15 protein-coding genes and 12 tRNA genes are annotated in these 17,447 nt (G+C 52.8%); 5 read left to right on the forward strand and 22 right to left on the reverse strand.

Annotation, left to right across the window (positions count from 1 at the left end):
- Positions 1 to 4: 4 nt before the first annotated feature.
- Positions 5 to 640, reverse strand: coding sequence for a pyridoxamine 5'-phosphate oxidase (pdxH, locus tag IEW52_RS00090; RefSeq protein WP_188628055.1), 636 nt, complete (start codon positions 638 to 640; stop codon positions 5 to 7).
- Positions 641 to 897: 257 nt separating this feature from the next.
- On the opposite strand from pdxH, the gene IEW52_RS00095 reads away from it, so the two are divergent.
- The 3 genes from IEW52_RS00095 (at position 898) to IEW52_RS00105 (ending at position 5,022) form a co-directional block, all read left to right on the forward strand.
- Entirely contained in the window at positions 898 to 1,398 is a 501-nt protein-coding gene (locus IEW52_RS00095; RefSeq protein WP_188628056.1) for a glycine cleavage system transcriptional repressor, read from the forward strand.
- 74 nt (positions 1,399 to 1,472) lie between these two features.
- Positions 1,473 to 3,527 (forward strand): polyphosphate kinase 1, encoded by a 2,055-nt coding sequence (gene ppk1 / locus IEW52_RS00100; RefSeq protein ID WP_188628057.1) that lies wholly within the window; start codon positions 1,473 to 1,475, stop codon positions 3,525 to 3,527.
- Between the two features lie 7 nt (positions 3,528 to 3,534).
- Complete coding sequence (locus tag IEW52_RS00105) at positions 3,535 to 5,022, forward strand: Ppx/GppA phosphatase family protein (protein ID WP_188628058.1); 1,488 nt, start codon at positions 3,535 to 3,537, stop codon at positions 5,020 to 5,022.
- A 44-nt stretch (positions 5,023 to 5,066) separates the two neighbouring features.
- Here IEW52_RS00105 and tadA read toward each other — a convergent pair whose 3' ends face one another.
- The gene (gene tadA / locus IEW52_RS00110) at positions 5,067 to 5,555 is read right to left on the reverse strand and encodes a tRNA adenosine(34) deaminase TadA (protein WP_188628059.1); all 489 of its coding nucleotides are present in this window, start codon (positions 5,553 to 5,555) and stop codon (positions 5,067 to 5,069) included.
- Positions 5,556 to 5,856: 301 nt separating this feature from the next.
- On the opposite strand from tadA, the gene IEW52_RS00115 reads away from it, so the two are divergent.
- A tRNA-Pro gene (locus tag IEW52_RS00115) sits at positions 5,857 to 5,933 on the forward strand.
- 122 nt (positions 5,934 to 6,055) lie between these two features.
- Here the strand turns inward: IEW52_RS00115 and IEW52_RS00120 are convergent.
- From IEW52_RS00120 to IEW52_RS00140, 5 genes are all read right to left on the reverse strand, one after another.
- The gene (locus IEW52_RS00120) at positions 6,056 to 6,517 is read right to left on the reverse strand and encodes a GNAT family N-acetyltransferase (RefSeq protein WP_188628060.1); all 462 of its coding nucleotides are present in this window, start codon (positions 6,515 to 6,517) and stop codon (positions 6,056 to 6,058) included.
- A gap of 278 nt (positions 6,518 to 6,795) precedes the next feature.
- Positions 6,796 to 7,767, reverse strand: coding sequence for a PstS family phosphate ABC transporter substrate-binding protein (locus IEW52_RS00125; protein WP_188628061.1), 972 nt, complete (start codon positions 7,765 to 7,767; stop codon positions 6,796 to 6,798).
- Between the two features lie 251 nt (positions 7,768 to 8,018).
- Entirely contained in the window at positions 8,019 to 9,347 is a 1,329-nt protein-coding gene (gene phoR / locus IEW52_RS00130; RefSeq protein WP_188628062.1) for a phosphate regulon sensor histidine kinase PhoR, read from the reverse strand.
- A 7-nt stretch (positions 9,348 to 9,354) separates the two neighbouring features.
- Positions 9,355 to 10,044, reverse strand: coding sequence for a phosphate regulon transcriptional regulator PhoB (gene phoB, locus IEW52_RS00135; protein ID WP_188628063.1), 690 nt, complete (start codon positions 10,042 to 10,044; stop codon positions 9,355 to 9,357).
- Positions 10,045 to 10,106: 62 nt separating this feature from the next.
- A complete protein-coding gene (locus IEW52_RS00140; RefSeq protein ID WP_188628064.1) occupies positions 10,107 to 10,589 on the reverse strand; it encodes an N-acetyltransferase in 483 nt (160 codons plus the stop codon).
- Between the two features lie 172 nt (positions 10,590 to 10,761).
- Here IEW52_RS00140 and rdgC point away from each other — a divergent pair, with 172 nt between their 5' ends.
- A complete protein-coding gene (gene rdgC / locus IEW52_RS00145; protein WP_188628065.1) occupies positions 10,762 to 11,670 on the forward strand; it encodes a recombination-associated protein RdgC in 909 nt (302 codons plus the stop codon).
- A 222-nt stretch (positions 11,671 to 11,892) separates the two neighbouring features.
- Here the strand turns inward: rdgC and nadA are convergent, their stop codons facing one another.
- The 15 genes from nadA to tolB all read right to left on the reverse strand — a co-directional run bounded on the left by nadA (position 11,893) and on the right by tolB (position 17,446).
- On the reverse strand, positions 11,893 to 12,954 hold the full coding sequence (gene nadA, locus IEW52_RS00150; protein WP_188628066.1) for a quinolinate synthase NadA: 1,062 nt from the start codon (positions 12,952 to 12,954) through the stop codon (positions 11,893 to 11,895).
- A gap of 398 nt (positions 12,955 to 13,352) precedes the next feature.
- Positions 13,353 to 13,428 (reverse strand) — tRNA-Lys (locus IEW52_RS00155).
- Between the two features lie 51 nt (positions 13,429 to 13,479).
- Positions 13,480 to 13,555: transfer RNA gene (locus tag IEW52_RS00160), tRNA-Val, on the reverse strand.
- Between the two features lie 25 nt (positions 13,556 to 13,580).
- Positions 13,581 to 13,656 (reverse strand) — tRNA-Lys (locus tag IEW52_RS00165).
- Between the two features lie 51 nt (positions 13,657 to 13,707).
- Positions 13,708 to 13,783 (reverse strand) — tRNA-Val (locus tag IEW52_RS00170).
- A 25-nt stretch (positions 13,784 to 13,808) separates the two neighbouring features.
- Positions 13,809 to 13,884 (reverse strand) — tRNA-Lys (locus IEW52_RS00175).
- A 38-nt stretch (positions 13,885 to 13,922) separates the two neighbouring features.
- A tRNA-Val gene (locus tag IEW52_RS00180) sits at positions 13,923 to 13,998 on the reverse strand.
- A gap of 25 nt (positions 13,999 to 14,023) precedes the next feature.
- Positions 14,024 to 14,099, reverse strand: a tRNA-Lys gene (locus IEW52_RS00185).
- Positions 14,100 to 14,150: 51 nt separating this feature from the next.
- Positions 14,151 to 14,226, reverse strand: a tRNA-Val gene (locus tag IEW52_RS00190).
- Between the two features lie 72 nt (positions 14,227 to 14,298).
- A tRNA-Val gene (locus tag IEW52_RS00195) sits at positions 14,299 to 14,374 on the reverse strand.
- A gap of 74 nt (positions 14,375 to 14,448) precedes the next feature.
- Positions 14,449 to 14,524 (reverse strand) — tRNA-Val (locus IEW52_RS00200).
- Between the two features lie 24 nt (positions 14,525 to 14,548).
- Positions 14,549 to 14,624: transfer RNA gene (locus IEW52_RS00205), tRNA-Lys, on the reverse strand.
- Between the two features lie 153 nt (positions 14,625 to 14,777).
- Positions 14,778 to 15,575, reverse strand: a complete 798-nt coding sequence (gene ybgF, locus IEW52_RS00210; protein ID WP_188628067.1) for a tol-pal system protein YbgF — start codon at positions 15,573 to 15,575, stop codon at positions 14,778 to 14,780.
- Between the two features lie 16 nt (positions 15,576 to 15,591).
- Positions 15,592 to 16,119, reverse strand: a complete 528-nt coding sequence (gene pal / locus IEW52_RS00215) for a peptidoglycan-associated lipoprotein Pal (protein ID WP_188628068.1) — start codon at positions 16,117 to 16,119, stop codon at positions 15,592 to 15,594.
- A 28-nt stretch (positions 16,120 to 16,147) separates the two neighbouring features.
- Positions 16,148 to 17,446 (reverse strand): Tol-Pal system beta propeller repeat protein TolB, encoded by a 1,299-nt coding sequence (gene tolB / locus IEW52_RS00220; RefSeq protein ID WP_188628069.1) that lies wholly within the window; start codon positions 17,444 to 17,446, stop codon positions 16,148 to 16,150.
- Between the last annotated feature and the right edge of the window lies 1 nt (position 17,447).

The following is a 17,447-nucleotide window of genomic DNA, read 5'->3' on the forward strand; positions in this document are numbered from 1 at the left end:
AACCTTAAGGTGCCAGACGGTCGATCGACCAGCCGTCTTGCTCACGCTGATATAAAAAACGATCATGCAGGCGATTGGCGCCTCCCTGCCAGAACTCGACAGAATCAAACTTCACCCTGAAACCACCCCAGAAGCTCGGCAGCGGTACCTCGCCATTGGCAAACTTCTGTTTCATTTCCAGAAATTTGCCTTCCAGTACACCACGAGCCGAAATACGTGACGACTGATGCGACACCCAGGCGCCAATCTGGCTGTCTTTGGGGCGGCTACTGAAATATTTCATCACGTCCAGCGTCGACAATCGTTCAACCTGGCCGGTGACGTGCACTTGTCGCTCTAAACCGTGCCAGGGGAACAGCAGGCTGATGCGCGGATTTTGCGCCAGCTGGCTGGCCTTGCGGCTACCCATGTTGGTGTAAAAAACGAAACCCCGTTCATCGACATGCTTGAGCAGTACGATGCGCTGATAGGGCTGCCCGCGTTCGTCTACCGTGCCGACCACCATGGCAGTAGGATCCTCAAGGTTAGCGGCTACGGCTTGCTGCATCCAGGTTTCAAACAAAGAGAGGGGGTTATCCGGCAAGCTGTTGCGGCGCAGGCCGCCTTGCAAATATTCCCGCCGGTAATTGGCCAGTTCCATAGACTCGTTTCTCGTGGTTCGCGATAGCTTATTGTGCTCGGCGCATCGCCAATTGGCAAGACAAGCCCTGCCGGAGCGGGATCACAAAAGTCGGAATCGAGCCTGACTGTCAAAGAAAATCAAGCAACGGTCACTTTTACGACCAGAACCACTAACAGCCAGCCAGCTTTGCGTCTATCTTGAACAGACAACCTTATGGTTTACCACTTAATGTTTTACTACTTATTTTTCTACTTATTGTTCTACGAGGAGCATCCATGAGAACCCTGGTCGCCACCATTATCGGCCCCGACAAAGCGGGCCTGGTCAAGCAACTGGCCACGCTTATCAAGCAACACCACGGCAGCTGGCAGGCCAGCGCCATGAGCGAGCTGGCCGGCTACTTTGCCGGTATTGTAGAAATCAGAGTGCCAGAAGAGCACAGCCAGGCGCTGGGCGACGCATTACAGCAACTGCCCGATTTTCAGATCCAGCTGCTCGAGGGCAAACAGGCAGCTCCCCCCGGCCAGAAGCTGAAACTGACCGTTACCGCAAACGATAGAATCGGCATTATCGATGAAGTCACCGCGGTACTGAATCAGCTTAACATCAGCGTAAAAACCCTTAAAACCGACAGCTACCCGGCCCCGACTACCGGCACCATGTTGTTTGAAGCCAATAGCATACTCACTCTGCCCCATGGCCAGACCCTGAATGATTTGCAGGCTCAGCTGGAAGCGCTAAGCGATGATTTAGTTGTCGATATAGATCTCATTTGAGTCGCCATTATATTGTCATAAAAATCTGTCATAAAGGGACGTAAACATGACATGTCCCGCCGACAGGAATAATGATGAGTACGGACAAATGGTATCTGCAAAAGGAACTGAGCTGGCTGTCGTTTAATGAGCGCGTCTTGCAAGAGGCAATAGACAAAAGCGTGCCCCTGATAGAACGGGTACGCTTTCTCGGTATTTTCTCCAATAATCAGGACGAATTTTTTCGGGTTCGGGTATCCGATATCAAGCGCCAGATCTTGATCGATGCCGATCAAGGCAAAACCAATGGTGCCGCGACTCTGCTGCATAACATTCAGCAAAAGGTCATCACCCTGGGTGAGACGTTTGACGACGTCTACAATGAGCTGATCATGACCCTGGCCCGGCAGAATATTTTTCTGCTCAACGAATCTCAGCTCGACCCCGATCAGGAAGCCTGGGCCAAACGCTATTTCGACAATGAAGTACGCGCCTATCTGTCGCCGATTATTCTGCGCGATGACATAGATCCGGTGCGCTTTATCAAAGATGAATACACCTATTTATGCGTGGGCATGATCAAGGGCAAGGAGCGGCATACCGCGCTGGTCGAAGTACCTACCGACGTACTGCCCCGCTTCGTGGTCTTGCCTCATGGCAAGAGTCGGCGCAAGAAAAGCATTATCATCATGGACAATGTGATCCGGCTTTGCCTCAACGATCTGTTTGCCGGCTTCTTCGAGTATGATGCGATTCATGCCTATTCGTTCAAGATGACCCGGGATGCGGAATATGATCTGTCGGACCAGCTGGATCAAAGTCTGATCGAGAAAATGAGCGATGGCCTCAAGCAGCGGCTCACCGCCCTGCCGGTACGTTTTGTACACGACCGTGAAATGCCGCCGGAAATGGTGCAAATCCTGGTGCGCAAGCTCAAGATACAGGGCCACGATGCGGTGATGTCTGGCGGACGCTATTACAACTTCAAAGACTTTATCGGCTTCCCCAACGTGGGTCGCAAGCACCTGGTCAACAAGCCCCTGCCGGCACTGAAATGCCGGGAATTTCGCGATAGTCCCTCGTCTTTCGATGCCATTCGCCGGCGCGATATCTTGCTGTATTTTCCCTATCACAGCTTTAGCCATGTGACCGAGTTTGTGCGGCAGGCATCATTCGATCCGGCCGTGATCAGCATCAAGATGAATGTTTACCGGGTCGCCAGTCTGTCACGCATTATTTATTCCCTGATGGACGCCGCCAGCAACGGTAAAAAAGTGACAGTCATCATAGAGCTGCGGGCTCGCTTTGACGAGGCGGCCAACATAGAGTGGGCCAAAACCATGACCGACGCCGGTATTAACGTCGAATTTGGGGTGCCCAATCTCAAGGTCCATTCCAAACTGTGTCTGGTCACCCGCCGCGAAGGCAGCCAACTGGTGCAGTATGCCCATGTGGGCACCGGCAACTTCAATGAAAAAACGGCCACCATCTATACGGATTTTTCGCTGTTGACCGCGAACCCCGACATCACCAATGAGGTGGCCACTGTGTTCGATTTTATTCGCCAGCCTTATCGTCGGGTCAAGTTCAATCATCTGCTGGTATCGCCGCTCAATGCCCGACGCGGCCTGTACAGCATGATTGACAACGAAATAGCCAACGCCAAGCAAGGGTTGCCGGCATCCATCATCCTCAAGATCAACAATCTGGTAGACAAGGGGCTGATCAACCGCCTTTATGGCGCCAGCCGAGCCGGCGTAAAAATCGACATCATAGTGCGCGGCATGTGCTCCCTGATGCCCGGCGTACCCGGCGTGAGCGACAATATCCGAGCCATCAGCATCGTCGACCGTCATCTGGAACATCCTCGGGTACTGGTGTTTCATAACAATGATCAGCCCAGGGTGTACATTTCTTCCGCAGACTGGATGACCCGCAATCTCGATTTTCGTATCGAGGTCGCCACCCCTGTCCTTGATCCCACTCTGAAACAACGCATCATGGATATTCTTGCTATCCAGCTGAGCGACACTACCAAGGCCAGAGTGCTGGATCAGGAACAAAGCAACCGTTATGTAGAAAGAGGTAACCGGCGAAAAATCCGCTCCCAGGCCGCTATCTATGACTATCTGAAAGCGCTGGAAGGATAATGCGTTAATGAACGAACCTCATGTAGCCACCATAGATCTGGGCTCAAATAGTTTTCATATGGCTATTGCACGCTATCAGGGTGACAGCCTGCGTATTGTCGATCGCCTGAAAGAACAGGTACGGCTGGCCGAAGGACTGGATGAGCGCCTGCAACTCAGTAAAGAAGCCATGGCCCGCGGCCTGGCCTGCCTGCGCGTGTTTGGCGAGCGTTTGCGTGGCTTTACTGCCGGGCAGGTTCGTGTTGCGGGTACCTTTACCCTGCGTGAAGCGAGCAACGCCGGAGATTTTCTGCACCAGGCCAGCCAGGCGCTGGGTTTCCCCATCGACATCATCAGTGGTAATGAAGAAGCGCGGCTTATCTATCAAGGCGTAGCCCACACCCAGCATACTCAAGGCAAGGTGTTGGTCATCGATATTGGTGGTGGCAGCACCGAACTTATCATTGGTCAGGGCTTCGATTGCAAGCTAGTGTCCAGCCACGGCATGGGCTGCGTAAGCTTTACCCGCCAGTATTTTGCCGATGGCCACCTGAATGAGCAGCAATTTATTCAGGCCAGTGATGCGGCACATTATCTGCTGGCTCCCGTACTGAGCTCTTATATCAGCGCGGGCTGGGATCAGGTGCTGGGATGTTCAGGCACCATAAAGACGCTGCTGGAAATGTGTAGCGCTATCACCGGCGAGCAATGCATCGACTTTCCCGGCCTGCTGTATATCCGGGCTCAGCTGATTGCTGCCGGTCATATTGACCAGGTCGCCATTAACGGGCTGAGCGAAGATCGCAAGCCGCTGATTGCCGCCGGTTTGTCGATCTTGCTCGGGCTGTTTCAGGGGCTGAATCTGGATAACATGGCCTTTTCCGACGGCGCTCTGCGCGAAGGGCTGCTCTACACCACTTTTGGCCGACAGAATCATAGCTCGGTTCAGAGCCATACCCTGCAAACCCTCAGCCATCAGTATGGCGTCGATACCCAACAGGCAGAACGGGTCCGTAGCACCGCGCTCGAGCTATTTGCACAGCTGCATCAGAGCTGGCAGCTGGACGGCGCTTTTGCTGAGTTACTGGCCGGAGCCGCCCTGTTCCATGAGATTGGCCTGCATGTCAACTTTACCGGTATTCACCGCCACTCTGCCTACATATTGCGCCACAGCGACTTGCCCGGCTTCAATCTGGAGCAGCAAAAGACACTGGCCGCCCTGGTACGCTTTCACCGCAAGGCACTCAAATTATCCGAGCTGGAACCGCTGGCTGCTCTACCAGAGGCGCAGCTGTGGCGGCTGGTGCGCATCTTGCGGCTGGCAGTGGCCCTCAATCGTCGGCGCCAGGACAAGGCTCTGCCCGTACTGCTGGTGGAATTGGCCGAGCAGGACAGCCTGCGCCTGCAACTTCCCGCTCCCTGGTGCGAACACAACCGGATGTTGTTAACCACATTGCAACGAGAACAGGAGTATCAGGCCAAGGTTGGCTGGCAGCTGGAACTGGTAAAATTGTAGCAACTAGCTGTAGCAACTCACTGTTACCACCATAGAAACGAACTTTATGTGGCCGCCTGTTTACGGGCGGCTTTTTTTTCTGCCCGGCGACGCTTGAAAAAGGCGCTGAGCTGAGTGGCGCATTCTTCTGCCAGCACCCCAGACTGCCAGTTCACCAGATGATTGAGGCCAGGTGTCGCCAACAGCCGCAGCACAGAGTCTACCGACCCTGTCTTGGCGTCAGCGGCACCATACACCAGCCGCTTAATGCGGCTGTGCACCATGGCGCCGGCGCACATCATGCATGGTTCCAGCGTCACGTAGAGAGTACAGTCCAGCAGCCGATAATTACCAATAGTCTGACCGGCCTGTCGCAGCGCCATGATCTCGGCATGGGCGGTGGCATCATGGCTGCCAATGGACTTGTTCCACCCCTGGCCAATGCATTGGCCGTTGAGCACCACCAGCGCCCCGACCGGCACTTCATCTTCGGCCTCGGCCTTTGCCGCCAGCAGCATCGCCTGGCGCATCCAGTATTCGTCTTGTTCGTTCATGTCGTCCGCCTATGTTGGCCGCGTATTATGGCAAAAGACGCCGTTGGCGAAAACAGGCTTCATCACAACGAAGAGGGGATTGGGGATTGGGGATTGGGGATTGGGGATTGGGGATTGGGGATTGGGGATTGGGGATTGGGGATTGGGGATTGGGGATTGGGGATTGGGGATTGGGGATTGTCTACTCTTCACTCTTTACTGCCGTTAAAACACCGCTTTGAGCAAGAAAGCAGCAAACGAACGCAAAAAATAAAAAGAGGCTTGCAGCACATTCGGACCCCTTATATAGTTGGCGTCGATTCGGCGTGTAGCGCAGCTTGGTAGCGCACTAGCATGGGGTGTTAGGGGTCGGAGGTTCGAATCCTCTCACGCCGACCAAATCAAAAAAACCCACCGTACGGTGGGTTTTTTATTGCCCGATTTTCGTGAGCGAGCCTTTCTTGCCAAAGGACGCAATGGCATGACACTCGTCACTGCGCCTCTATCATGTGTACCTAGAACTAGATTTTGCTTTCCATCAACAGCACAGACACGCACTCTCCTTTGCGCTCCAGCTCTCTTTGTTCGACAAAGCTGAACCCCATGCTCTCGAAAAAAGGCTTGGCTGTAATGCTGGCTTCACAATAGAGCCGTTCAAGACCTCGTGCACCCGCTTCTGCTTTTAATCTCTGCATCAGGCCCCGACCAATACCCTGGCCCTGATGAGCATGATGCACGTAGAACAAATCAATACGTCCATCGTCTGCCAGCTCGGCAAATCCCAGTAACTCACGTCCTTCGGTGGCCACCAGAGGATGGGTACGAATAAAACGACTCACCCAATGCGGTGCATCGAACTCGTCTGGCGCCCACACCACCAGTTCTTCGTGACTGTAATCCGCTTGATTGATGCGATGTACGGTATCGTGGAGCAAACGCCAAATACTGCCTGCCTCGCCACTGCGGATTTTCCTGATTTCCATTCTGACTCCTGCCGAACCCCCAATACCCATCCTATATATAGCCACATTTGGCGGTAATAAAAAAGCGGCTTTACGGCCACTTTGCCATATTTATTGTCCATATAGGCGATTTTGCTTAGATTTAGCCGCTTATTGGCAGGTAATGGCTTGAGTAAGCCTTTGGGGAGCAGATTGTTACGCGAGGCAAAAAAGGACCGTGTATATCATATTGCTAAAAAGCAAAAAACCCCGAGTTTTCACTCGGGGAATCATCAACTCGACGGTGGATACGTCAGGATTTATTTCAAGCCCAGCTTTTTCAAATCAGCATCAATAACCGCAGCAGGTACGGGTACATAGCCGTCTTTATCTACGATTTCCTGACCCTGCTTGGACAGCATCAGCTTAACAAACTCGGCTTCCATTGGCCCCAGCGGCTTGTTGGGGTGCTTGTTCACGTATACGTACAGGAAGCGGGATAACGGATAATTGCCGCTAGTGGCATTATCGGCATTGGCAGCCACGTAATCGGTAGAACCGGCTTCAGCCAATGGCACAGCACGTACGCTGGAGGTGCTGTAACCCAGGCCCGAGTAGCCAATGGCATTCAGTGAAGAAGACACAGATTGCACGACAGAGGCCGATCCCGGCTGCTCGTTTACATTGTTTTTGAAGTCGCCTTTACACAGGGCTTCATCTTTAAAGTAGCCATAGGTACCAGAAACCGAGTTACGCCCATACAGCTGAACATCACGCTGACTCCAGTCGCCGGTCAAGCCGGTTTGGCCCCACTTGGTAATTTGCTCGCTGTTGCCACAAGCCAGAGTACTGGAGAAAATGGCGTCTACCTGATCGATGCTCAAGCCTTCAATAGGGTTGTCTTTGTGCACGAATACCGCCAGGGCATCGATGGCAACGCGCACCGGTGTTGGCTTGTAGCCATAACGTTTTTCAAACGCTTCGACTTCGTTGCTTTTCATGGCACGACTCATGGGACCAAACTGAGCGGTACCTTCGGTAAGAGCAGCCGGTGCAGTAGAAGAGCCGGCAGCCTGAATCTGAATATTAACGTTAGGATAATGACGAGTGAAAGCCTCACCCCACAGGGTGGCCATATTGGCCAGTGTATCTGAGCCAACCGATGACAGGTTGCCGGAAACACCACTGACTTTTTCATAGTCTGGCAAGCTGCTATCCACTGCGGCCAGCACAGTACCCGAAGCCAAAGCGGCCGTTAAACCAAGAGCGGTAACCAGGTTGTTCAGTTTCATTATTTTCTCCATCTGAGTTCGCATCCTTTAGACGCTGCCAGTATTGCCGAGCTAGATGACAATGATATGAAATGAACATGACAAACCGGTGACAACAGTCTGGGGTTGGTGAAGGGTGAAAGAGGATACCGGGGCCGTCATAAGGCAAAAGACCGTATTTGTGTGGCATTTGTCTTTATCTGACGGCTTAAATCTTACGGCTGACCGCTGCTATTAAGCCGTCATCCTGATGAACATCAGGATCTCGATTGTTATTGCGAAGATAGTACCGAGTGTTCGGTGCTATGTTCAACAACCAGGCGATGTGTCGGCAGGATGAAGCTGAAACAGCTGCCTTCGCCTTTTTTGCTGCTGATGCTCAAATTCGCATTATGATGCGCCAGGGCATGCTTAACAATGGCCAGCCCCAGGCCCGAGCCTCCGGTTTGACGGCTGCGAGCCTTGTCAACACGGTAGAAACGCTCGGTAAGGCGGCCCAGGTGCTCTGGTGAAATACCCTCGCCAGCGTCGGTGACGGCAAAGCGGGCTCCTTGCTCCACCTGGCTCCACTCCACCACAATGCGGGTGTTTGCCGGGGTATGACGAATGGCGTTATACACCAGATTGGAAATGGTGCTGCGCAACTGCTCCTGATCGCCCAGTACTCTGAGTTGAGTGTCGACCGTAAAACACAGCTCATGGCTCATATCGCCACTCAACGCCTTCGCCTCCTGCTCCAGCATGGCCAGCATGGCAGGAATATCAACCAGCTGATCATTGGCTACCGCACTGGATGCCTCGATACGGGTCAGGGTCATCAGTTGCTGCACCAGGGCTTCCATGCGCAGGGTTTGCTCCAGCATCACCGCCTGGGTTTTGTGCCACATGACCGGCTCTGGCGGCGTTTCCAATATTTCAAGATAGCCCTTGAGCACCGTTAGTGGCGTGCGTAATTCATGAGACACGTTGGCCACAAAATTCTTGCGCATTTGCTCCAGACCGCGCAAACGGGTGACATCGCGTACGACCAACAGCAATTGATCTTCTACATAGGTCATGACGCGAAATTCCAGCAAGGTTTGTTCACGCTGGGGAGCAGTCAGCTCGAGTGGTTCCTGATACTCGCCGCGATCCATATAGGCAATAAACAGCGGGGCGCGGATCAGGTTCCCAATGTGCTGCCCCGCATCATCGGGCCAGCGAAAACCCAGCAGTTGCTGAGCCAGCTTGTTGCACCAGATTATATTGCCGTCGCGGCGGATCACCACGGCAGCGTCCGGCAAGGATTCGGCCCCCTGGCGAAAGCGGCGTATCAGCCTGGCAAGTTCTCGCCGGCGCGAGCGCTGACGTTGTTGGAGCCGATAAAGGCCGTTGAAAATCGCCTCCCAGCTGCCCTTGCCTTGCGGCGGGATCAGGCTGCGATCCCGCCACAGCCAGATTTTCAATTTATGCTGAAAACGATAATGCCATAATAAATGCAGCACAGTGGCGCAGAGTAACCCCAGCGTTATGTTACCGATAACCAGACCGAGTAAAACAAAACAGCTGTAATAAAGGGTTAAACGCCACCACAAGCCAGAACTGGCTTCTTGTAATTGCATATTAGCCTCAAAGGCGGGTTGAAAAGCGATAGCCGGCGCCGCGCACCGTTTGTATTAATTGATCATGCCCTTCTCCTGACACCGCCTTGCGTAACCGCCGAATATGCACATCTACGGTTCTGTCTTCGACATAGACATTGGTGCCCCACACGTTGTTCAGTAACTGCTCGCGGCTGTAAACGCGCTCGGGATGGGTCATAAAAAAGTGCAACAGCTTGAATTCGGTCGGGCCCAGCTCCAACTGCAAATGATTGGCGCTGACTCTGTGACTGACAGGGTCCAGCTTGAGGCCCTGCACTTCAATCACGTCATCGACTGCAGTGGGAGCCACACGACGCAGCACGGCGTTAAGGCGCGATGCCAGCTCTTTGGGCGAGAACGGCTTGGTGATGTAATCGTCTGCACCTACGTCCAGGCCTTTGATTTTATCTTCTTCTTCGGCGCGGGCGGTCAGCATGATTACCGGGATCTGGCGGGTTAATTCATTTTGCTTTAAATGTTTGATCAGCTGAATACCACTCCCTCCGGGTAACATCCAGTCCATCAGGATAAGCTCGGGGTAAGGCTCTTTGATCATGGCAAGCGCAGCCTGATAGTCTTCTGCCGACTCAGTGGTAAACCCTTTCTGCTCCAATACCAGGCACAACATATCGCGAATGGCGACTTCGTCTTCTACTACCAGTATTTTCCGTGTCATTGTTTACTGTCCTTGCGGGTCTTACTTGTGTATGACCATTATTAGCAGTAAGTGTGACAGTTTTATGAATTGATAGCACTAGCATGTTGGCATAGGGCGTGATCTTGCTGTTTATCGCCTTTGGCCCGAAATTCCATATACAGCTCTGGCTGGCTGGTGGCGGCATCTGTGCCCTCGGCAATAATGCTAAAGCCTTGGTTACAATAAAAATTAACTGCTATGTCATTTTCGCAGTAAACCCGCAGCGTCAGCGTATGGCGTTGTTGTTTGGCCGTATCCAGCAAGGCTCTGCCAATACCGTTTTGCTGGCAGTCGGGGCGTACAAACAAGGCGGCCACATAGTCATTTACCAGTGCCACAAAGCCCTGCACTTCACCCTGACGTTCACATACCCAAATTTGAGCCGCTGGCAAATAGCGGGCGCGCATGGCTTCTTGCTGTTGCCACCAAAAAGCGGCAGGAATAAAGTCATGTGCCTGTAACGACGCCAGCAACCACACATCCAGAATGGTATCGGCGTCGTCGGGCGTGGCTTGACGTATCATCTCATTCTCTCCGACGGCAGTTTATTTGAGTGTACAGAGCTTGAGCCACCTCACCCGGGCTTTAATATCTCTCTGTGAGCCAGATCGGTTAGTCATGATTGATAATGACAGCCTGATCACAAAGCCGCTTTGCAGTACAATGCGTTTTTTGTGGCTCGTTATCGAGGATGCTATGTGGTTTAAGAACCTGCAGATTTATCGTTTTACCCGCCCTTTTGATGTCTCTATTGAAGATCTGGAAAAGCAGCTCGACGCCCTGCCCTTTACCCCCTGCGGCAGCCAGGAACAGGCCAGGTTTGGCTGGATTTCGCCACTGGGCAAGCAGGGCCATGCCCTGACCCACATTGCCGATGAGCAAATTTTGCTCTGTGCCAAAAAAGAAGAAAAAATGCTGCCTGGCTCAGTGGTGAACGACATGGTGGCCGAAAAGGTAGAAGCGCTGGAAATCGAGCAGGGCCGCGCACTCAAGAAGAAAGAAAAAGAATCGATTAAAGAAGAAATCATCGTCGACCTGCTGCCCCGGGCCTTTAGCCGCTTTCAGCAAACCTATGCCTGGATCAATCCCAAAGCCGGCTTTATTGCGGTCGATGCCAGCTCCGCCAAACGTGCCGAAGACTTGCTGGCCCTGTTGCGCAAGAGCATTGGCTCGCTGCCTGTGGTGCCGCTGGCGATGACCACGCCGCCTGAGCTAACGCTGACCGACTGGTTAAAAGAGGGAGCGGCAGCCCCGGGATTTGCCCTGGAAGACGAAGCAGAGTTGCGTTCAGCCCTGGAGCACGGCGGTATTATTCGCGCCAAACAGCAAGACTTGCTGAGCGAGGAGATCAAGGTCCACCTGGAAGCCGATAAACTGGTGACCAAGCTGGCACTCAACTGGGCCGAGACCATCAGCTTTATTCTCGGCGACGACATGAGCGTCAAGCGGCTGAAATTTTCGGAAGAGTTGCGCGAGCAAAACGACGACGTGACCAACGAAGACGCCGCCGCCCGTTTTGATGCCGACTTTGCACTGGTCACAGGTGAACTGTCGCGCTTCGTACCGGACTTGATAGAAGCCCTTGGCGGCGAAGAAAACCGGTAACTGATGGGGGTTCGTGAGGAGTTAAGCGTGAGAAGTGAGGCGTAAACCGACTTCTGAGATTTAGCGCCTAGCTAAAAATAAAAACGGCACCGAGAGTCATCTCGGTGCCGTTTTTTTACGTAAAGCGAAAAGCGTAATGTGTGCGGAGAAAAGCGCCAAATTTTCAGGCGAAGTGTTTTATCTTTTACTCCTCACCATTCACGATTCACCCTTCACTGTCACTTAAGCGTTGCCTTGCACTTTCATTTTCAGCTCGGCGGCAAAGTTCAGCATCCGCTCCAGCGGGATCATCGCTTTGATGCGCGTGTCTTCGTCCACCTGAATCTCGTGAGTCTTGCCACCATCACGCAGCGCATCACGAATGGCTACCAGGCCGTTCATGGCCATCCAGGGGCAATGGGCGCAACTGCGGCAGGTAGCGCCATTGCCACCCGTAGGGGCCGCGACCATCTCTTTATCGGGGCAGGCCTGCTGCATCTTGTAGAAAATGCCCTGATCGGTCGCTACTATCAGTTTTTTCTGGGGCAGAGTTTGCGCCGCCTTGATCAGCTGGCTGGTGGATCCAACGGCATCGGCCAACTCAATCACGGACGCCGGTGACTCGGGGTGCACCAGTACGGCGGCATCGGGATTTTGTGCCTTGAGATCTTTCAGAGCCTTGGCTCTAAACTCGTCGTGCACAATACAGGCCGCCTGCCAGCGTAACATTTTGGTGCCGGTTTCTTTTTCAATATAGGCACCCAGGTGGCGATCCGGTGCCCAGATGATTTTATGGCCTTGGCTGTCCAGGTGCTCGACGATTTCCAGCGCTATGCTGGAGGTCACTACCCAGTCGGCACGGGCTTTCACCGCCGCCGAGGTGTTGGCGTACACCACCACGGTATGGTCGGGATGCTCGTCACAAAAGGCGGTAAATTCATCGGCCGGACAGCCCAGATCGAGCGAGCACTCGGCTTCCAGCGTGGGCATCAGCACGGTTTTTTCGGGGCTCAGTATTTTTGAGGTCTCCCCCATAAAGCGCACGCCGGCCACAATCAGGGTTTTGGCTTCATGCTCTTTGCCAAATCGCGCCATCTCCAGCGAGTCGGACACACAGCCGCCGGTTTCTTCGGCCAGGGCCTGAATTTCCGGGTCGGTATAATAATGCGCTACCAGCACGGCATTACGCTCGCGCAGCAGTGCTTTAATTTCACCTTTCAACTCCAGCTGCTGATCAACCGTCAGCACAGCCGGCTTGGCGGGAAAAGGATAGTCAAATTCGTAAATATCAACAGCCTCAGTCATAACTTGGTTCCAGTGATCCGTCCGGATATCGTCAAGGGCGAACATTATAGCGCCACCGGCCCCGTAACCCAAATCGAGCGCACATAAAGATCCGGGATGCAGCGTGAAGCAAGCGCTCGGCTTTAAGCAATAAGTGGGAAGTTAAGCACAAACATCAGGATGATAACGAGAACAGAACTCAGTTCCCTGTAGTCCGGCGCTTTAGCTGCCGGCCCTGCGTTAGCAGGAGGGTTTGAATAACATCCCGCTGAGACGGGAGTGCCAGCTAAAGCGGCACCCTACAAAAAACCTAAAGACTCATCGTCTTCAGAATAACGCCAAACATAAGAAGATGCAGAAACGAAAAAATCCGCAGTGCGGATGAGGGAATATCAAATCTGGAGATATGTAAACAGAAATGGTGGGTCGTGCGGGATTCGAACCTGCGACCAATTGATTAAAAGTCAACTGCTCTACCAACTGAGCTAACGACCCGATAATTCGGTTACTACTTTAAACTCTTCACTTCAACTCTTTACTTCAATATGGTGGGTGATACTGGGCTCGAACCAGTGACCCCCTCCTTGTAAGGGAGGTGCTCTCCCAGCTGAGCTAATCACCCTGGGACTTGCTGTACTTCTTAAATCTGGTGGGTCGTGCGGGATTCGAACCTGCGACCAATTGATTAAAAGTCAACTGCTCTACCAACTGAGCTAACGACCCGATAATTCGGTTACTACTTTAAACTCTTAACTTCAACTCTTTACTTCAATTTGGTGGGTGATACTGGGCTCGAACCAGTGACCCCCTCCTTGTAAGGGAGGTGCTCTCCCAGCTGAGCTAATCACCCTGGGACTTGCTGTACTTCTTAAATCTGGTGGGTCGTGCGGGATTCGAACCTGCGACCAATTGATTAAAAGTCAACTGCTCTACCAACTGAGCTAACGACCCGATAAATCGGTTACTGCCTTAAACTCTTTACTTCAATATGGTGGGTGATACTGGGCTCGAACCAGTGACCCCCTCCTTGTAAGGGAGGTGCTCTCCCAGCTGAGCTAATCACCCTGGGACTTGCTGTACTTCTTAAATCTGGTGGGTCGTGCGGGATTCGAACCTGCGACCAATTGATTAAAAGTCAACTGCTCTACCAACTGAGCTAACGACCCGATAATTCGGTTACTGCTTTAAACTCTTTACTTCAACTCTTTACTTCAAACTGGTGGGTGATACTGGGCTCGAACCAGTGACCCCCTCCTTGTAAGGGAGGTGCTCTCCCAGCTGAGCTAATCACCCTGGGACTTGCTGTTACCGTCTGCTGATGCTCGATGAATATATCGGCTCAAAGACCATAACCTTACTTCAAACTGGTGGGTGATACTGGGCTCGAACCAGTGACCCCCTCCTTGTAAGGGAGGTGCTCTCCCAGCTGAGCTAATCACCCTGGGACTTGCTGTTACCGTCTGTTGATGCTCGATCATTATATCGGGCTCAATAAACCATAACCTTACTTCAAACTGGTGGGTGATACTGGGCTCGAACCAGTGACCCCCTCCTTGTAAGGGAGGTGCTCTCCCAGCTGAGCTAATCACCCTGGGACTTGCTGTACTGCTAAATCTGGTGGGTCGTGCGGGATTCGAACCTGCGACCAATTGATTAAAAGTCAACTGCTCTACCAACTGAGCTAACGACCCGTAATCTTTAATTACAACCCTTTTGGCGGCTCGCTAAAGCTCCCCTGCCAACGGCGGCCTATAATACGGATTTAATTTCCGGACGCAACCGCTAAATCATCATTTTATTCTGCTTGCTCAAAGATCAATCGACTCTTGTAAAAATTAACCAGCTTACAGACCTTCGAGATTTTTCTGTGCCAGTTTGGCGGCTGCCGAGCTGGCATATTCACTGACCACCTGCTCAAAATACTGGCGTGCCTGTGCATTGTCTTTTTGCTCTTGTGCGATCAGGCCCAGTTTCAGTAACGAGTCTGCCCGTTTATTGGATTGTGGGTACGCTTCTACTACCCGGGCAAACTGGGCTTTGGCCTGATCGAAACGCTTTTGCGAGAACAACAGCTGCCCCAACCAATAATGAGAATTAGGCACATAACTGGATTCGGGGTATTGAGTGATAAAACGCGCAAAGGCCGGAATGGCGGCGTCGTAGTCTTTATCTTGCAGTACCAGATTTACGGCATTGTCATAGGCGGTCTGTTCATTACCAAAAGCGGTATTGGAACCATTGGACTCGCTTTTACTGACAGGTTTGCTGCTATCGCTGTCCTTGACCTGGTTATCGGTGTTGGATGCAGCGGCAGCTTGCTCGCGGGGCTTGGCCGTACTTTGTGGTTTATCCGCTACATCTTGCAGCTTCAGCAATATATCGCGTTGCCTGTCTATGACTTGCTCAAGACGATAGTTTTGCTCTTCCAGCATACCGCGCAGTTCACTCACCTCTCGTTGTAACGAGGTCATCTGCCGGTGTTGCTCGATTTGTGCCTGGCTTTTCGCGCTGAAGGCCCTTTCCAGCTCTGCCAGACGGTCATTGACGGAGCCGCTGCCACCCACACTGCTTACCGGCGCCTGGGCCAGACAAGCGGTGGATAAAACAGCGGCCATCAATATGGCCGCTAATTTATAGGTCATAAAGTCAAATTAAGCCTTAATAAACCAGAACCGCACGACGGTTCTTGGAAAAAGCAGATTCGGTATGCGAGGCATCCATCGGCTTCTCTTCACCATAGCTGACAATGGCCAATTGAGCACCGTTCACACCCAAGCTCTGCAGGTAGCTGGTTACTGCCTTGGCACGACGTTCGCCCAACGCAATGTTGTACTCGGGAGTACCGCGCTCATCTGCGTGGCCTTCAACCAGAATGCTGACTGATGGGTTTGAACGCAGGAAGTTGGCGTGTGCTTCCAGTACCTGAGCATAATGGCCTGTCACTTCGTCCTGGTCAAATTCAAAGTAAATCACGTTTTCACGACGCAGTGCTTCGTACTGCTGGCGCATCTGCTCTTCGGCAGACAGTGCACCACCATTTTGCGCACCACCAGACTGTACGCCACCATTCAGATAGCTATCGTCGGCACCGGTCATGGCATCGGAGTCAGTAGTAGAGCTACACGCCGCCAGGGTTAACATAGGCAGGGCAATGGCCAGACTCTGCAGCAGTTTCTTCATTTGCATTATTTATTCCTTTTTACTTGTCATTGGATCAATTGAGATACGGTGACCATGCTGGTGCACGAACATCACCATTTCGTGCGGGTAGCCTGGCCTTAAAGCGACCATCCATAGACACCAAAGACAGTACCTGACGGCCCTGATAAGTCGTGCTATAGATAATCATAGTGCCATTAGGAGCTGGGCTTGGCGATTCATCCAGCTGTGTTTCTGTTAACACTTGCAGTTGACCCCCATCCAGATCCTGACGAGCAATTCGATATTGTCCCTGTGAACGACTGACCAGCACCATGCCGGTGCCGTCATTCGTTACACGAGGACCTAAATTAGTGTCGCCCTGAAACGTAACCCGGCGCGTATTTCCAGAGCCCAGTTCGGCTTGATAAATTTGTGGGCGCCCGCCTCGCTCAGAAACAAAATAAACAGATTGACCATCCGCAGCCCAGGTGGGTTCGGTATCAATGCTGCGATTATTGGTCACCCGAGTAAACTGCTTGCTCGATAAATTAAGCACATAAATCTCGGGCTGGCCATCTCGCGACAGCACCAGAGCCAGCTTGCTGCCGTCGGGTGACCACTGGGGGGCACCGTTAATGCCCTGTTGCGAGCTCACAACCTGACGCTGCTGACTGTAAATATCCTGCACCACGATTTCGGCTTTCTTGTTTTCAAAGGACACATAAGCCAGCTTGCGACCGTCCGGCGACCAGGCCGGGGACATCAATGGCTCGCGTGAGCGCAACAGCAACTGCTCATTAAAACCGTCGTAATCGGCAATCATCAACTGATACGGAAACTGGGCACCATGTTGTACGTTGACATAGGCGATGCGGGTCAAGAACGCACCCTTGATGCCGGTCAGCTTCTCAAAAGCAATGTCGGCAATGCGGTGTGCGTATTGGCGCAGTTGCGCCGCCGGCACGGTAGCACTGCGGCTTTCCAGCAACTCGGCACCATTTTGGCCCAGCACATCGGCCAGCTCAAAGCTGATGCGATATTGATCGCCACCCGCAGGTTCGATAGAGCCGACCAGTACGGCTTCTACCTGATGCGAACGCCACTGGCTGGCATCCAGCTCACTGGCACTGGCGACCTGCTGTGGCAGGCGATTACGATCCAGCGGCCGAAACATGCCGCTATTGCGAAAATCACTGCCAATCACTTCGGCCAGGTCCTGAGGCATACTGCCGCCACCTGTCCATTTGAACGGCACCACGGCCACGGGGCGCGCACTGTCGGTGCCACCGGTAATCTCTATGTTAAAGGCAGCTTTGGCTTGTGCTGTTAACAGCAGTAGCGGCAACCATAACCATATCCATCGTTTTGTCATC

The sequence above is a fragment of the Oceanisphaera marina genome (genome assembly GCF_014643915.1).
In the GTDB taxonomy this organism is placed as follows: Bacteria; Pseudomonadota; Gammaproteobacteria; order Enterobacterales; family Aeromonadaceae; genus Oceanimonas; species Oceanimonas marina.

Coding starts and splice junctions, on each gene's coding strand:
- IEW52_RS00105 (WP_188628058.1), top strand. CDS start 3,535: ATGAACGAACCTCATGTAGCCACCATAGATCTGGGCTCAAATAGTTTT.
- IEW52_RS00125 (WP_188628061.1), bottom strand. CDS start 7,767: ATGAAACTGAACAACCTGGTTACCGCTCTTGGTTTAACGGCCGCTTTG.
- IEW52_RS00140 (WP_188628064.1), bottom strand. CDS start 10,589: ATGATACGTCAAGCCACGCCCGACGACGCCGATACCATTCTGGATGTG.
- tolB (WP_188628069.1), bottom strand. CDS start 17,446: ATGACAAAACGATGGATATGGTTATGGTTGCCGCTACTGCTGTTAACA.
- nadA (WP_188628066.1), bottom strand. CDS start 12,954: ATGACTGAGGCTGTTGATATTTACGAATTTGACTATCCTTTTCCCGCC.
- IEW52_RS00120 (WP_188628060.1), bottom strand. CDS start 6,517: ATGGAAATCAGGAAAATCCGCAGTGGCGAGGCAGGCAGTATTTGGCGT.
- pdxH (WP_188628055.1), bottom strand. CDS start 640: ATGGAACTGGCCAATTACCGGCGGGAATATTTGCAAGGCGGCCTGCGC.
- ppk1 (WP_188628057.1), top strand. CDS start 1,473: ATGAGTACGGACAAATGGTATCTGCAAAAGGAACTGAGCTGGCTGTCG.
- rdgC (WP_188628065.1), top strand. CDS start 10,762: ATGTGGTTTAAGAACCTGCAGATTTATCGTTTTACCCGCCCTTTTGAT.
- phoR (WP_188628062.1), bottom strand. CDS start 9,347: ATGCAATTACAAGAAGCCAGTTCTGGCTTGTGGTGGCGTTTAACCCTT.
- pal (WP_188628068.1), bottom strand. CDS start 16,119: ATGCAAATGAAGAAACTGCTGCAGAGTCTGGCCATTGCCCTGCCTATG.
- IEW52_RS00095 (WP_188628056.1), top strand. CDS start 898: ATGAGAACCCTGGTCGCCACCATTATCGGCCCCGACAAAGCGGGCCTG.
- tadA (WP_188628059.1), bottom strand. CDS start 5,555: ATGAACGAACAAGACGAATACTGGATGCGCCAGGCGATGCTGCTGGCG.
- phoB (WP_188628063.1), bottom strand. CDS start 10,044: ATGACACGGAAAATACTGGTAGTAGAAGACGAAGTCGCCATTCGCGAT.
- ybgF (WP_188628067.1), bottom strand. CDS start 15,575: ATGACCTATAAATTAGCGGCCATATTGATGGCCGCTGTTTTATCCACC.